The 12886-nt window shown below is 35.6% G+C and carries 15 protein-coding genes; 9 read left to right on the top strand and 6 right to left on the bottom strand.

The features are described 5' to 3' along the window. Positions 1-292 precede the first annotated feature (292 nt). Entirely contained in the window at positions 293-1051 is a 759-nt protein-coding gene (locus tag PROVALCAL_RS09245) for a YnfC family lipoprotein (protein ID WP_006658951.1), read from the top strand. Between the two features lie 86 nt (positions 1052-1137). Here PROVALCAL_RS09245 and PROVALCAL_RS09240 read toward each other — a convergent pair whose 3' ends face one another. Then, positions 1138-1518, bottom strand: a complete 381-nt coding sequence (locus tag PROVALCAL_RS09240) for a DUF805 domain-containing protein (RefSeq protein ID WP_006658950.1) — start codon at positions 1516-1518, stop codon at positions 1138-1140. Positions 1519-2242: 724 nt separating this feature from the next. On the opposite strand from PROVALCAL_RS09240, the gene PROVALCAL_RS09235 reads away from it, so the two are divergent. After that, positions 2243-2632 carry a nuclear transport factor 2 family protein gene (locus tag PROVALCAL_RS09235; RefSeq protein ID WP_006658948.1) on the top strand — a complete coding sequence of 130 codons (390 nt, stop codon included), beginning with the start codon at positions 2243-2245 and terminating at the stop codon, positions 2630-2632. Between the two features lie 64 nt (positions 2633-2696). On the opposite strand, the gene PROVALCAL_RS09230 is transcribed toward PROVALCAL_RS09235, so the two are convergent. Beyond that, complete coding sequence (locus tag PROVALCAL_RS09230) at positions 2697-3539, bottom strand: MBL fold metallo-hydrolase (RefSeq protein WP_006658947.1); 843 nt, start codon at positions 3537-3539, stop codon at positions 2697-2699. A gap of 207 nt (positions 3540-3746) precedes the next feature. Here PROVALCAL_RS09230 and PROVALCAL_RS09225 point away from each other — a divergent pair, with 207 nt between their 5' ends. Further along, entirely contained in the window at positions 3747-4085 is a 339-nt protein-coding gene (locus PROVALCAL_RS09225) for a GlpM family protein (RefSeq protein WP_036961450.1), read from the top strand. Positions 4086-4309: 224 nt separating this feature from the next. Further along, on the top strand, positions 4310-4645 hold the full coding sequence (locus PROVALCAL_RS09220) for a hypothetical protein (RefSeq protein ID WP_226890314.1): 336 nt from the start codon (positions 4310-4312) through the stop codon (positions 4643-4645). 51 nt (positions 4646-4696) lie between these two features. On the opposite strand, the gene PROVALCAL_RS09215 is transcribed toward PROVALCAL_RS09220, so the two are convergent. Further along, positions 4697-5476, bottom strand: a complete 780-nt coding sequence (locus PROVALCAL_RS09215; RefSeq protein WP_039861818.1) for a class I SAM-dependent methyltransferase — start codon at positions 5474-5476, stop codon at positions 4697-4699. Between the two features lie 230 nt (positions 5477-5706). Here PROVALCAL_RS09215 and PROVALCAL_RS09210 point away from each other — a divergent pair, with 230 nt between their 5' ends. Next, on the top strand, positions 5707-6051 hold the full coding sequence (locus tag PROVALCAL_RS09210; protein WP_006658943.1) for a DMT family protein: 345 nt from the start codon (positions 5707-5709) through the stop codon (positions 6049-6051). A 53-nt stretch (positions 6052-6104) separates the two neighbouring features. Here the strand turns inward: PROVALCAL_RS09210 and PROVALCAL_RS09205 are convergent, their stop codons facing one another. Further along, positions 6105-7256, bottom strand: coding sequence for a pyridoxal phosphate-dependent aminotransferase (locus tag PROVALCAL_RS09205; RefSeq protein WP_006658942.1), 1152 nt, complete (start codon positions 7254-7256; stop codon positions 6105-6107). Between the two features lie 278 nt (positions 7257-7534). Here PROVALCAL_RS09205 and PROVALCAL_RS09200 point away from each other — a divergent pair, with 278 nt between their 5' ends. After that, a complete protein-coding gene (locus PROVALCAL_RS09200) occupies positions 7535-8044 on the top strand; it encodes a DUF1543 domain-containing protein (RefSeq protein ID WP_039861817.1) in 510 nt (169 codons plus the stop codon). A gap of 58 nt (positions 8045-8102) precedes the next feature. On the opposite strand, the gene PROVALCAL_RS09195 is transcribed toward PROVALCAL_RS09200, so the two are convergent. Further along, complete coding sequence (locus tag PROVALCAL_RS09195) at positions 8103-8456, bottom strand: hypothetical protein (RefSeq protein ID WP_006658940.1); 354 nt, start codon at positions 8454-8456, stop codon at positions 8103-8105. 346 nt (positions 8457-8802) lie between these two features. On the opposite strand from PROVALCAL_RS09195, the gene PROVALCAL_RS09190 reads away from it, so the two are divergent. Continuing rightward, positions 8803-9174, top strand: a complete 372-nt coding sequence (locus tag PROVALCAL_RS09190) for a hypothetical protein (protein ID WP_006658939.1) — start codon at positions 8803-8805, stop codon at positions 9172-9174. A 287-nt stretch (positions 9175-9461) separates the two neighbouring features. Here PROVALCAL_RS09190 and PROVALCAL_RS09185 read toward each other — a convergent pair whose 3' ends face one another. Beyond that, the gene (locus tag PROVALCAL_RS09185) at positions 9462-9710 is read right to left on the bottom strand and encodes a DinI-like family protein (protein ID WP_006658938.1); all 249 of its coding nucleotides are present in this window, start codon (positions 9708-9710) and stop codon (positions 9462-9464) included. A 657-nt stretch (positions 9711-10367) separates the two neighbouring features. On the opposite strand from PROVALCAL_RS09185, the gene PROVALCAL_RS09180 reads away from it, so the two are divergent. Both PROVALCAL_RS09180 and yddG read left to right on the top strand, forming a co-directional pair. After that, the gene (locus tag PROVALCAL_RS09180) at positions 10368-11825 is read left to right on the top strand and encodes an alanine/glycine:cation symporter family protein (protein ID WP_036961359.1); all 1458 of its coding nucleotides are present in this window, start codon (positions 10368-10370) and stop codon (positions 11823-11825) included. Positions 11826-12000: 175 nt separating this feature from the next. Next, complete coding sequence (yddG, locus tag PROVALCAL_RS09175; protein WP_006661580.1) at positions 12001-12885, top strand: aromatic amino acid DMT transporter YddG; 885 nt, start codon at positions 12001-12003, stop codon at positions 12883-12885. Position 12886: the final 1 nt, after the last annotated feature.

Here is a 12886-nt window from a genome sequence, read left to right as displayed (position 1 = left end):
TTATCGCATAGGCTTTCATTTCGGTAGGGCATTCTGCATGGGTGAAATTATTAAGACGTAATTTTCATATTATCTAAAGATTATCCTAATGCGAAATTTTTAAGGAAAAGATATACGTATAAGTACGTATTTTGATTTAGTGTCAGATTGAAAATGACGCTGGAAGTTAGTTTGATAAATGTTAAGATGATAAAGAATATTTATAGTAAAAATAATAATGTAAACAAAAATCAGAAAAACAGCTTTAAACTTCAGAACACAGCAAATGAGCATATTGAGGTATAAGAATTATATGAATAACAAATGCATAGTTTCAATTATTCAATTCGCGCTATTTTCTGCCTCTTTCCAGTCACTGGCATTTCAAAAAGATGAGTATAATCCAATTGTATTTAATTTTGCTCAACTCTATGATTTTAATCCAGTTAAAGGTAATGTTAAAGAGTTAAATACGATGGTTTACAATGATGATGAAACCATTAATTATCAGTCAACTTTAAATATTGGTCGTGATGGTTGTGTTGATAGTTTTTCTTTCAGTCAAAAGAAAGATGAACATTTAAATAGCCTAGATAACTGGCTTTTAGTCAAACGCGAAAAAAACAAATTAGTGGGCTCAGATGCTAATGGTCCAGTCGAAATGGAAGTTGCAGCAAATTGTTTGATTGTTTCAAGAGCTGATAGTAATGGTAAGTTAATATACCAGTATAACAATGATGGAATCATCATAGGTTCGATGAATGCTGAGCCGAGAGTTCAATACAGTAAAAATACATACAATAAGAATAAACTGCCTGAGACTATAAAATATTATAAAGATAATGTTGTATTCTCTGAAACTATTCTTAGCTATGGAAACGATATTACAAAGCCATTTGACCTTCAAATGGAAATAAAAGCATTAGGTTTACCTATTCTATTTGTTGACTCCAAGTGTGATTATGACAAGCAAAACATTGCCCATAGGTGCAATTTTATACTTACGGTAGTATCTAATGGAAAAATGATTAAGTTACCGAAAAGAAGCACAACGGAAGCAGTATTTTACTAGTTGGAATCGACGAGAAAAATGGATAGAACAAAGAAAATCTTAATGTGTGGGGAAATCGCCCCTTAAATTTATAAGGGGCGGTGATATTATGCTTTTGGATCTGGACCAAAACGGTTATCGCCTTTAGTACCGTCTAAGCACATAAAAACGAGTAATACAATTCCACCAAAAGGAATGAAAGCTATCAGATACCACCAGCCTGATTTTTCAGTGTCATGCAAACGGCGTACAGAAACAGCAATAGATGGAACGATAGTGGCTAGCGCATAAATTCCCAGTAAAATTCCTACAATAATTCCTAAACCACCTACTTCACCCGTCGTGTAATCAATAGATGAAAACATTAATGAGTATAACACCATAATAATAATGGTATTGATTAAAGTGAACATCCAATATTCTTGACGTCTAGCGCGTCCTTCGAAATTAGCATAGTTATTTTTGATGACTTCTAAATACCAATTCATGTTTATTCCTTAACGAAGATTTGAGTTGTGAGTATAGGTAGAGTTTAAATTTATGTAAATCAGCATTATCTGTATATTTCAACCTAACAGTAAGAAAACTCTCAATAAATCATTTTTTTATTAACTAGAACTACCTATTGAAAAATGCATATTTTCAAAACTTTACATTAATTTTAGCAGCTAATTCTGTTTTATTAAAAGATTATGCTGATTTTTATTGTGAAAAATTCCCCTGTAAGAAGGAATAAAAATAGTGTAATCCTCGATTTGAGAAACAAACATAAATTAGGATGGTTGCGAGAAATAATAGGCTAAAACCCACAGCAATATGTAACCAAGTAAAATAGAACTCAATTCCTTCCGTTGGGATAACACCATTTTTGCTAACGGACATCCAATTACTAATGATGATCTGTGTAATAACCAGAAACAGGATCAGGCAGTGTGTTAATTGAACAACAGAGGTTAATAAAGACCAAAGAACTGCCAAATAAATTTAAGTAATTTCATATAATTCAATAAAATAATTAAGTTTTCTATGTTCTATCCCTTCTGTTTATGAGCTTCAACAGATTTATTGTAGTAATAGAAATTAGCTGAGTTAGCTTGTGAAAGGTAAGTGAGAAGAATTATTAGTTAATAGTGTTTAGATGGTTGAAAACGGGAGGAACGACCCGAATATAGTGTCAATAAATGAAGAAAAATATCTTACCAAAGGCTAATCATGGACAAAATAGCATTTGTAGAACGAGCATTAAACTCAGTTTTGGGTGAAAAGCTGGGGGATTTAGAGGTCATAAAACAATATTTTTCATCGGATTATGTACAAGTCGTTGATGGGAAGCAAATTGACTTTACTCTGTTTTATGCCCATATGAGAGCGTTAAAGGAAGCGACAGAAAATATCTCTATTGAAATAAAATCTATTGCGGAAGGTAAAAATTGCGTTCATACACAGCATATTGCTAGAGCGGTGAAAAAAGATGGCTCTACGAGTGAATTTGAAGTATTTGCTTGCTTTCAATTAATGAATGGAAAGATTATTCGTTGTGAGGAACTGACAAGAATGCTTGCAGGTTCAAAACATGATAATGATCTAGGCTCAAGAACATAAAAGAATACAGGTTCAATCAAAATAAAAAAATGCCGCTAATTAGCGGCATAGTGTAGAAATTCAATCATGCAGGATAGGTCAATTGCATGCCTGTTCCAACTTCTTGGACAGGTGCATGTCTGGACAAATGAATTTTAGCCGCCAAATCAGTACAATGACATGGGTGAATATGTAATAAATTCTGTTTTTTAAAATATTCGCTAGTCTGGTTTAGCAATTCATCAGAGGCTTTTTGTAAATGAAAACCGCCGATAACAGTCACTATTTTATCTATTTTAGTCACTCGCTTTGCATGTTCGACAATATTACAGATCCCTGAGTGTGAACACCCTGTAATAACGATTAACCCTTCAGAGGTTTTTATCGCTAGGGCGCTGTCATCGAGAACATAATCGTCAACACTATTGTTGTTATCATCAATTGTTTTTCCTACAGGCTCTTTTCCTTCAAAAGTGTTATCTCTCGGAATTTCACCTAAAAAAATGACATTCTCAGAGAGATAATAAGCTTCTTTAGTTTCAATTGTGTCAAAGTAGGCGGTTAGAACATTCTTGGGGGTATTCGCACCAATGACTTTGGAGTGATAACTTTTTGGTTGTAATGCATCTGGATGATAAATTAATTTTTTGGTTTGCTGTGATTCAACATTTCGACGATCTAAATACTGAATAAGGTGGTTAATGCCCCAAGTATGATCATTGTGGCCATGGGAAAGAACAAGATCAGTAATTTGAGCAAGGTCGATATTTAAGATATTGGCATTATCGATGAAGACATCTGAATAGCCAGTATCAAATAGGATTTTCTTACCATCAACTTCAATGTGATAACAAACGGCGGGCTCGCCACAGAAATAGCTATCAATTAATGTGTTGTTATCAACCAGTACAGAAATTTTTATTGTCATTTTTATCTCTTAAGTTAGTTCTTAATCGAGGTAGTTATATCAGAATAAAAGCAAAAAATATTCAATGATGGATAAACATTGGGAACGTGAAAGATTAGGCGTTTAAATATGTGATCGAAGAAGGTATGTTTGCGAAAGTGATCTAGCTAGTGTGAAGGATTTAGAGTGATAATAGGTAAAAATACAATTGATAATGTAGAGTTTGCCATGTTTGCTTTATTAATAAAATGCTTGTTTGGTGCATTAGCCGTGTTAATTATTGCGGTATTATCACGCAGCAAAGTTTACTATATTGCTGGATTAGTGCCATTATTTCCCACTTTTGCTTTGATTGCTCATGTCATTGTGGTCCAAGAACAGGGCGTTGAAGCATTAAGAAAAACTGCACTATTTGGCTTGTGGTCGTTAATTCCATATGCCATGTACTTAGTCACCGTTTATGTATTTGCAACAAAATTAACCCCTTGGATTTGCTTAAGTTTAGCCACTTTAGTTTGGGTGATTACAGCAGCTGTTTTAGTTTATTTTTGGCAGATGACTCAGTAAATAGGGTAAGACTGACGCTTTTCAGGTGTTAATTAAATAAAAAGTGCGATTCTTGACATTTAAATCTAAATACAATGATTATGTGTTTAATTTACACTCGAATTATTTTTTAGACGATTTATAATAATAGTCAGTGTTTCCCAATCAGTCATTTATAGAGAAAAATGTTACTAAGAGTCCTAGTATTATTACTAGTTGCTGGTTGTTCCTACATAGCGGGTGTGATGACAGAAGTTTCTTCAAGTACTGAGATGGACGCCGAGAGTAAAGTTAAAAGCGCCGTTGAAGATTTTCTTATCTATCCTTCTACAGCAACATACAAAAATGTTAAGTATCATGTCCTGAATCAAAATGAGGAGGGGGATGAGACGGGATATTATTGTGGCGAGGTTTTTGGTTTTGAAGATGGTTTACCTTATGGATATAAACGATTTATTGTTCGCTTACATAAAAATGCAGAAGGTAAAACAATAGTATCCATCCCATTAGTTGAAAAAGTTGATGATATTGTACCTGTTGAGCAATTTGATCCTATTTGGGAGCGATATTGTAATCGGTAACAAATCAAAGAGGGCGGGTTAATTTTTTAGTATTTAACCTGCCTCTTCATTTTATGGTTTCATGGCTAGCGTCGCTAGGAATGTAGGCAAAAAATTGTCGATAACAAAGCGAGGATTTGGCTGCCAGTCCTCTTGAAAACCGGTAATAGTAAAGCCTGCTTGTATTTGCCCACCAATTAAATCAGTGAGTGAATGACCAAAAACAAATGCCTCTTGCTTTTCTTGTTTTGACGCTATCTGTTCTGAGGATAGATTATCTAATTCAGAAAATGGCATGGTGTAGCGAGGTTTAATAATGGTGCTTTCTTCTGGACTCTTTTCTCTATCATCAATAAAAACCACTGGATTGAAAAAGCTTGAAAGTAAACGACCTTGCGGTTTAAGCACGCGAAAACATTCCTGCCAGACAGTATTTACATCAGGAATATATAAGTTTGAAATAGGATGAAAAATAATATCAAACATATTATCTGCAAACACAGTGAGATTGCGCATATCTCCTTGTACAACATCCAATTCCAAATTATCCCGTTCAGCAACCATCTTATCTTGTTCTAATTGTTTCACGGATAAATCAAAAACAGTCACAATCGCACCTGCAGCAGCTAGAACTGGCGCTTGCTGACCACCAGCCGAGGCTAAACAAAGAATGTGTTTTCCTTTTACGTCACCAAGCCAAGTTTTATTCAGAGGGGAGGGTGTTAGATGGATTTGCCAGTTTCCCTTTTTTGCTTTTTCAATTGTTTTTGAATCAACAGGAATAGACCATGCTTGTTGCGATATTGCTTGTTTATCCCATGCTTGTTGATTAGCGGTAATATAATCCGTCATAAATTGTACCTTTAAATACATTAATTGGTGTTATTGTAATCATGAAAAGATTAAAGTAAATTAAAATGTACTAATAAATACACTTTCATGTGTGGGAATAAATGCAATCTATGCGTGGCAGTGCTAGAAAATAGGGCGTAAATTTAATTAGATTGATTTAGGAAGGTGATTGAAATCATAGTGGGTTATTCGCATAATATAGGTCTATTCGAACTTTCAATTGGTTCATCATGTTAGCAAAATTTTATCCTGTCATATTATTGGTTATATCCAATGTATTTATGATGTTCGCTTGGTATGGGCATCTAAAATTTACTAATAAGCCTTTGTATATCGTTATTTTTGTCAGTTGGCTAATTGCATTTGTAGAATACTGTTTTGCAGTGCCAGCGAATCGCTTAGGTCATCAGTATTACAGTGCTGCTGAGTTAAAAACGATGCAGGAAGTGATTACATTATGTGTGTTTGTTGGATTCTCTGTGCTTTATTTGGGGGAAAGCCTGACAATTAATCATATTATTGGCTTCATCCTCATTTTTGCAGGGGCATTCTTTATTTTTAAAGGACCTTTTTAATTCAAAGCATCTTCTCAGAGTAGAAGATGCTTTGTCGATAAGTTAAGTGCTCTCTACACCCAGCCTTTTTGGCGAAATTCTTTCAGCACGGCTACGAATTGTTCCATTTCTTGTGGCGTTCCTAGTGTTAAGCGATTCCAGCCAACAACAGGTGGAAATTCTCTACCGACCATGATATTGGCATCTTGCATGTGTTGCTTATAAGCTTTTACATCACCTTTTACTTTATGGAAAATAAAGTTAGCTTGTGATGGTGCATATTCCAAGCCTAATTCATTCAACGCCGTTTCTACGATTTTTCGTGAAAGATTGTTGGATTGCAGGCTGTATTCGAGGAATTTATGATCTTTTAATGAGGCAATTGCAGCTGCTGCCCCTGCTGTATTGGTATTATCAATGGAGATAAATTCATCCACAGAAGCGATAACGTCAGGAGCTGCAATACCATAGCCTACACGCAGACCAGCTAATGCATAAATTTTTGAGAAAGTGCGCGTCACAATCAGATTTTTTTGTCCTGCCTTTACCAACTCAATCGCACTGATAAATTGAGGGTCTTGAACAAACTCTGCATAGGCTTCATCGACAATAAAGAATTGTTTATCTGACTCTTTTTTCATCCAACTATCAAGATGGCTATGAGGTGTGATCATTGCCGTTGGGTTATTTGGGTTACAAATATAGATAATGGAGAGACCATCGAAGCTATTTGCCAGCTGTTCCATTTTTACCAGGTCAAAACTGAGATCCGATTTTAGTGGAACTTTCGTGATTTCAACACCCAATGGTAGCGCATAGAGCTCAGCATAGTTAAAGGTTGGATCCGGCGTGACGAGCTGAATTTTTATGTTCTGTTTTCTTGCTTTATTCGCCAGCATAGCAACCGCCGCTTGAATGGTTTCTGATGAACCATTTCCTAAGGTGACGTTTTTACCTTCTAAACCATGTAGCGTACCGACGTTATTAATAAGTTCGGAACGTGCTGCATCAGGGTAACGGAATGCGCCAGGTAAAGCGTCAATGACAGCTTTTTGAGCGCTCGGTGACATTCCTAACGAATTTTCATTAAAGTTTAATAATAAAGGATGTTGAATACTCGGCGCTGCTAATGTCGCCGTTTTTGCACTTGCTTGATTTAAAACGGAATTTAGTGCTAGTCCACCTGCGATAAGTGAACTTGATCTTAAAAATGAACGACGATCCATAGTGTGTCCCTGAAATATATTTTTAAAGTCTAATTAGATTACTCGAAATAATTCAATTGTAAATAAATATATAGTTGAAGTGATTTTTTATTCACCGTGTTATGGGGGTGTAAAGTTCAATTATGTTGGGTGGATTAATGATATGCATATAATATATTGATATTTATAGTAAATTTAATTTATTGCTAAATTGGCCGTAAAAAAGCAATGATTGCATATTGAATTGATATGGTTGTATATTGATATATATAACGATGGTCAATCATAGAGAGATAATAATGAAATTATTTATGTTTTATGTTGGTGGGAATGCTGGAAAATCAAACATTGAAGTACATGATGTACAGTTTGCCGCAGTCGATAAACCGGAAGAGGCTTGGCAACTATTACGAGATGCTTGGTTTGGTGATAAAGATAAAATTCATGTGGATGGGTATGCAGATGTAAATTGGGTTGATGGATTCGACATCAGTTTGAGCAAAGAGTCATCAGGTAGTGAGTATAAACTCTATTTTATCAATGTCGGAGGGTACACTTTATCAACACTTGCAGAATTGCATGAATTTGATTTGTTTGTGGCGAAAACGGCACAAGAGGCAAAACAAAAAGCCATTAGCCAATTATTAGTGGGGAGTCAGCAGCAACATAAAGACAATTTAAAAGATGTTGATGACTGTCTATTATTACAAAAAGTCGGTGAGTATTATATTCATTTAACTAAGAATGAAAATGGAAAAAAACCTTCGCCATTATGGCAAGGGTATTTACCGATAGGGACAAATAGCTGATTGATATTTAATAGCCAGTATATCGTAGATTTACTGGCTATATTTATTCAATGCCTTTTTATTGATTTTCTTGGGTGTTTACATTAGGCGTAATTTCAATTACCGCGACTTTTACCATATAGGTTTTATTATTTTCTCCTTTAGGGATCTCGGCTGTAATTTTCTTTAAAGCCTCTTCTGGCTGTGCTGTTTGAACGGATGTCGAAAACTGCACCATACCTTGATTACGACCCATATACTGACCCCGATAGTGAGTGTCACAAGGACGGTCATACTGTGTTTGGTTCTGTCCATTACACCATGGTCCGTTAGCGTTGCCGCTACGATGAAATCCATTACCATGATAGGCAAATGTTGAGAAACTAATGGCTAATAAACTTCCAACTAGAATAAGTGATTTTAAATTTTTCATTGTGCTTCTCCTCTATATTTAATTCTAGTTTGTCATCAAGGGTTTTTATTTCAATTCAATTTACTTAAATATAGGGATATTTCATATTTAGGACACAGTTATTCATTATTTCTTCACGGTGATAAAAATTTGTTAAATAGGCAATGAAATATGAATTTATTTTTGCTTTTTAAAGGCTGCTTTTTATAAAATATAAATTTAAAAATGTAAAATCAATTAATTTCAATGACAAAAAACGTATAGAGCTTTTTGTGCGACATTGATCTCAGAGTGCTTATTATCAATAAAACAAAAGTGTTAACATAATGGTGTGTGCTAATCGCTGTAAGATAAGAAGGATTTAAGCGTGAAACGTATAAAAAGTAAGCTACTGATCGTTATTCTACTCGCCCTTGGGGCATTTGCTTATCAATTTTACACAACGATCGGTGATAGCGATGTCACTAAACAAGCTGAAAAGTTGATTGAAAGTAAGCTTGGTTCTACTGAACCATTGGTTTTTGAGAATGTAAACATCGTTCTAAAAAGTGAATTTAAAGAAGGCGAAAGTTATCGTGTTTGTGGTTCTTATCAAATCGCGCATCAAAGTGATAAATTGCCGTTTGTTGCCAGTGTTAATGTTCAGAATGGTAAATTTACAGAACATAACCAATTGATTACGAGTGATACACCAGAATTACGTGCAGCGATTGTAACATTGTGTGAAAAATCACAGTGATGCCTTATTTCACGCATTTCATGATTAAGGCGGCTATGTGTTTACCTGATTTTTCCCATAAAAAAAGCCAGTATAAATACTGGCTGCTATAAATTAGCAAAAGCAATGTAAATGAAAATTCGTTATATACAGTATCATATAACGGTAAAAAGAAAAGGGCTTTTGGGCAAAGTTGGTTAGCATAATCGCTAACTATGATCTTGATCAGTATTTGAAATTAACCAGAAAGGTTTTTGGGGAGTACCAGCCTGATGAAAATGGCAGGCTGGTAAATAATACGACGGAAATTAAGCCTTTAACCAATGACCGTGATGGAAGACATCTTCAACCAATTCATGCAAAACAATGTGTGCTTCTTTATCATCATGGAAACCTTTAGTGTCAAAGGTTGTTGCACCACTGTCATGTGTGATAACAAGGTTGCTACCAGGGTAGACTTCTAAAACCCTAGCGTGCAATTCAGCGGCAAATGCGTCATAGGATTTTTCGGCGAGTGTTGAAACGAGATCGTCAGAAACTTTAATGTGGATTTCCATATATTACCCTTTGATGTAAAAAGCAAATTAGCGATAAGTGTATTGTCATCATAAAATATTAGCAATAATCTTATTATGATGATACCAAAAAGATTATTTTGTGTGGGAATCTATCTAAAATGGCAAATCTAAATAAGTGATTAAGCTAAAATAAAAGTGAATTTATACTTAATTTTTATCTCCCAAGTCTATTCACTAAAATAATAAATATCCGAACTTAATTAACGATTTAATTTAAAAAACGCTTAATTTTATTTTCTTAAATATATTTTCATGTAATTAACATTTATTTTTTTGATTAAAAAAAGATAAAGTTGGTTAAAAAATACCTTAATTTTAATCATATGATTAAAATTAAGTCTGAAATCGTTGTGTTATCATTAATTCATTGATTTTAAATATTAAATTAATCATGCGTTTTGTGTTGGTTAGCTTTTTTTACATCAGTATTAAGTCTTTCATAGAATCTGAACTAGAAAAAAATTTACAGAGAAAGCAAAAAAAATATAATCCATGGGTCTTGTTTAATAACATGGATTATACATGCTGAACCATTCATGGTTTGCGTTTTTATGTGTTTAATTACTTAAATGATATGGAGCTAAATAACTAACCGACTAATTACGTAATTAGTGGATACAATAAAAGGAGCATAATTTGATAGAATATATAAACTCAATCAGTAATTTTATTTGGACCTCAATATTAATTTATTTATTACTTGGCGCTGGATTATATTTTACAATACGATCTAAATTTATTCAGTTTAGACATTTTGGTCACATGTTTGGAGTGCTTAAAAATAGTACCCGTTCAGACAGCTCAGGTATTTCTTCATTTCAAGCATTGTGTACAAGTTTAGCCGCTCGAGTCGGTACTGGAAACTTAACGGGTGTTGCTATCGCTATTACAGCAGGTGGTCCAGGCGCCATATTTTGGATGTGGGTTGTTGCACTCTTAGGTATGGCAACGTCATTCATTGAATGTACATTAGCACAGCTCTATAAAACGAAAGATGATCAAGGCAATTATCGTGGCGGACCCTCTTATTATATGCAGAAGGGCTTAAAACAACGCTGGATGGGGGTCTTATTCTCTATTTTCTTAATCATTGCATTTGGTTTGGTTTTTAATGCAGTACAAGCGAACTCAATCGCACAAGCAACTGCTGTGGCATTTGATTTTAACCCACTCTATGTTGGAATTGCTTTAGTGATTCTCAGTGGCACCATTATTTTTGGTGGATTAAGATCAATTGCCAAAGTCGCTGAATTTGTTGTACCCATTATGGCGATTGCTTACTTACTGCTCGCATTTTGGGTGGTCGGGCAAAATATTGAGCGCTTACCCGATGTCTTTATGTTAATTTTCCGCAGTGCATTTGGCTTGCAAGAGGCCGCTGGTGGTGCACTCGGTTATGGGATTGCCCAAGCCATGACTCAAGGGATCCAACGTGGATTATTTTCGAATGAAGCCGGTATGGGATCTGCACCGAATGCAGCCGCATCTGCCTCACCTTATCCTCCGCATCCAGCTTCACAAGGCTATGTTCAAATGCTAGGCGTATTCCTTGATACCATTGTAATTTGCAGTGCAACCGCGATTATTATTTTAGCGTCGGGGGTATTAGATGGGCCTGTAGATAAAATCAATGGCATTGAGTTGACTCAGATGGCGTTATCTTCCGCGGTCGGCAGTTGGGGAAGCATCTTTATTGCTATCGCAATATTCTTCTTCGCCTTTACCTCAATTATTGCCAATTATGCGTATGCAGAAAGCAATATGATTTTCTTGGAAAATAACCACACCGCAGGACTGTTTCTTTTCCGTTTAGCGACATTAGGAATGGTGATGTTTGGCGCATTAGGTGAGATGCCCCTTATTTGGAAACTTGCCGATGTTTCAATGGGCTTAATGGCGATCACTAACCTGATTGCAATTTTGTTGTTGTCAGGTGTCGCGTTCAAATTGGCAAAAGACTATAACCAACAATTGAGCGCAGGGAAGGTTCCAACATTTGATATTAATGATCATCCTGAACTGAAGAAACAGCTTAACGATGGTATTTGGGAAAAAGAGTCAGTGAAGCAATGGGTTAAGCATCAAGCTCATTAATTGATGATTAAACATAGGTATAAACGTAAAAGTGCCTGGGTGTATTCCTAGGCGCTTTTTTATTGAAATAAAGGGTGGATAAATATAAAAAACTTGCTTTATTGCTCTCAAAGCGTAAGGTTTTGAAGGAAAATTGTCATCGATATAAATGCGAAATAAGGTGTTGATTAGGAAGATGAAACTCGGGCGACATGCAGCAACCTTTTATGGGGTAGTCTCTATTTTATTGTGGAGTACCATGGTAGGGCTTGTGCGTAGTACAAGCGAAAACTTTGGTCCCATTGGCGGTGCCGCATTGATTTATTCCATTGGTAGCCTTGTTTTAGTGGCTGTGATGGGGTTACCGAAAATTCACCTTTTTCCTAAACGCTATTTGTTCTGGGGTGCATTTTTATTTGTGAGTTATGAAATCTGCTTTATTTTAGCATTAGGGCTTGCAAATAACCGTCAACAAGCGATTGAACTCGGGATGGTCAATTATTTGTGGCCGAGCTTTACGATAGCCTTAGCCGTCTTATTTAACCGGCAACGTTTTAGCGTATTGTTGATTATTGGCTTAATTTTGGCATTCGTGGGACTGCTGTGGGTAATCTCTGGGGACCAACCATTATCGTTGAACGCGATTTTATCGAATATTCAAAGTAACCCTCTTAGCTATGCCTTAGCGTTTATTGGCGCTTTGTTATGGGCGTTTTATAGTAACATCACGAAACGCATGTCGAATGGCTGCAATGGAATGGTATTGTTTTTTATTATGACATCCATTGGGCTATGGATGCTGTTTATATTCTCGACGCCTGCGCCATTTAATATCAGTGTGAACAGTGTCAGCTTACTGCTCGTTACGGCGATTGCAACTGGTGGTGCAAATGCGCTTTGGACCGTTGCAATTATCAAAGGTAACGTGGCTTTTCTTGGTACGCTTTCTTACTTTACGCCGGTGATCTCTACAGCTTTTTCGTCGATGTTATTGAGTACGGCGTTAACATTAGGTTTCTGGCAAGGGGTTTTGATGGTGACGATAGGATCAATAACCTGTTTTATCGCCACAAGACGATGAT

It is taken from the genome of Providencia alcalifaciens DSM 30120, from assembly GCF_000173415.1.
Lineage (GTDB): Bacteria > Pseudomonadota > Gammaproteobacteria > Enterobacterales > Enterobacteriaceae > Providencia > Providencia alcalifaciens.
The sequence above is the reverse complement of the archived record's forward strand: the minus strand, read 5'-3'. Positions and strand labels throughout refer to the sequence as shown.

What these genes read in the sequence shown, in the direction of transcription:
- PROVALCAL_RS09245 (WP_006658951.1), top strand. Translation starts at nt 293, where the DNA reads ATGAATAACAAATGCATAGTTTCAATTATTCAATTCGCGCTATTTTCT.
- PROVALCAL_RS09240 (WP_006658950.1), bottom strand. Translation starts at nt 1,518, where the DNA reads ATGAATTGGTATTTAGAAGTCATCAAAAATAACTATGCTAATTTCGAA.
- PROVALCAL_RS09235 (WP_006658948.1), top strand. Translation starts at nt 2,243, where the DNA reads ATGGACAAAATAGCATTTGTAGAACGAGCATTAAACTCAGTTTTGGGT.
- PROVALCAL_RS09230 (WP_006658947.1), bottom strand. Translation starts at nt 3,539, where the DNA reads ATGACAATAAAAATTTCTGTACTGGTTGATAACAACACATTAATTGAT.
- PROVALCAL_RS09225 (WP_036961450.1), top strand. Translation starts at nt 3,747, where the DNA reads ATGTTTGCTTTATTAATAAAATGCTTGTTTGGTGCATTAGCCGTGTTA.
- PROVALCAL_RS09220 (WP_226890314.1), top strand. Translation starts at nt 4,310, where the DNA reads ATGACAGAAGTTTCTTCAAGTACTGAGATGGACGCCGAGAGTAAAGTT.
- PROVALCAL_RS09215 (WP_039861818.1), bottom strand. Translation starts at nt 5,476, where the DNA reads ATGACGGATTATATTACCGCTAATCAACAAGCATGGGATAAACAAGCA.
- PROVALCAL_RS09210 (WP_006658943.1), top strand. Translation starts at nt 5,707, where the DNA reads ATGTTAGCAAAATTTTATCCTGTCATATTATTGGTTATATCCAATGTA.
- PROVALCAL_RS09205 (WP_006658942.1), bottom strand. Translation starts at nt 7,256, where the DNA reads ATGGATCGTCGTTCATTTTTAAGATCAAGTTCACTTATCGCAGGTGGA.
- PROVALCAL_RS09200 (WP_039861817.1), top strand. Translation starts at nt 7,535, where the DNA reads ATGAAATTATTTATGTTTTATGTTGGTGGGAATGCTGGAAAATCAAAC.
- PROVALCAL_RS09195 (WP_006658940.1), bottom strand. Translation starts at nt 8,456, where the DNA reads ATGAAAAATTTAAAATCACTTATTCTAGTTGGAAGTTTATTAGCCATT.
- PROVALCAL_RS09185 (WP_006658938.1), bottom strand. Translation starts at nt 9,710, where the DNA reads ATGGAAATCCACATTAAAGTTTCTGACGATCTCGTTTCAACACTCGCC.
- yddG (WP_006661580.1), top strand. Translation starts at nt 12,001, where the DNA reads ATGAAACTCGGGCGACATGCAGCAACCTTTTATGGGGTAGTCTCTATT.